The sequence below is a fragment of the Acinetobacter sp. YH16042 genome (assembly GCF_013417245.1).
In the GTDB taxonomy this organism is placed as follows: domain Bacteria; phylum Pseudomonadota; class Gammaproteobacteria; order Pseudomonadales; family Moraxellaceae; genus Acinetobacter; species Acinetobacter amyesii.
In genome coordinates this window covers 1-1,066 of the sequence record NZ_VPEJ01000146.1, presented here as the reverse complement: position 1 = coordinate 1,066, position 1,066 = coordinate 1, and the positions used below count along the sequence as shown (strand labels likewise).

The window sequence follows — 1,066 nt, the reverse complement described above, 5'->3', positions numbered from 1 at the left end:
ATTACAAGCTCTATCCTGAATTTAGTTAATAACCTGTTAATTGATTTGTTAGCTACTATGGCTCGATTAGACAATGAAAAGCGTATAGAACGAATTAAACAAGGTTTAGAGAGAAGCGGATACAAGCCTACAGGTAAGAAAGCAGATACAGCTAAACATGATCGTATTAGAGAGTTAAGTAATAAAGGCTTAACAAAAGAAGAAATAGCTAAAGCTGTAGGTTGTGGCGTTGCTACTGTATATAGAGTTTTAAAGGAGTAATGTATGGATGTATGTAGTTGGGATTGGTCAATTATTGCTACCTATCAAGATGTGATGGGAACTTATTTAGGAGTAGCAGCAACAATAGCATCACCAATAATAGTTGCTATTTATATTTATAAAAAATGGCATGATCAGAAAGGAAAAGAAGTTATAGCAAATGAAGCAAAAGAAATTTTAAAAATAGTAGAAGATTTAAAAAATGACTATATGTATAGATATGGAAAAATAGATAGTTCAATTAACTATAAAGACCTTTTTAATAGAGATGATTTAGCTACTCATCGAATTAATAGCTTTAGGAATGATAGAAAGTATAGAGATAGAGTAAGTTTACTATTAGAAATAATTGAAGATAAAGAGATACAAGAAGTTCAACTTAATATAAAAGAATATACATTTCAATATACTAAACAAGAAATGAGTACTGATAATCAAGAAAATTTAGAAATTTTAGAAAATAAATTAAATTTTTTAATTGATAGTTTAAATAATCTAAATCGAATCCTTATAGAGTATATGATGTATAAAAAGGAAATTGTTTTTAAATCTAAAAGCGTGTAGGCGCACCGCACCTCATACGTGAGAGAGGGGAAAAGAGATATACTCTATCCCCTAGATTGTACGGAGTTGATAGATAATAAATGCTACAGCTACAGAGCATAATAAAAGTGTCATAGCTCTATCTCCTTAAACTGTTCTAATAGCTTTACATCATCCACAAGTGGCATGTATAGCTTTACATTACTTAAATCAATACCATCTAAAGCAGGGAGAGCATCAAGAATGTTTGATGTGATCTTGT

General features: G+C 30.0%; 2 protein-coding genes. Both read left to right on the top strand.

Annotation, left to right across the window (positions count from 1 at the left end; all coding sequences use genetic code 11):
* Positions 1–261 (top strand): helix-turn-helix domain-containing protein (locus FTV37_RS17655; RefSeq protein WP_180064357.1); only part of this gene is annotated, 261 nt, incomplete at its 5' end.
* A 3-nt stretch (positions 262–264) separates the two neighbouring features.
* Positions 265–825 carry a hypothetical protein gene (locus FTV37_RS17650; protein WP_180064356.1) on the top strand — a complete coding sequence of 187 codons (561 nt, stop codon included), beginning with the start codon at positions 265–267 and terminating at the stop codon, positions 823–825.
* The last annotated feature ends 241 nt before the right edge of the window (positions 826–1,066 follow it).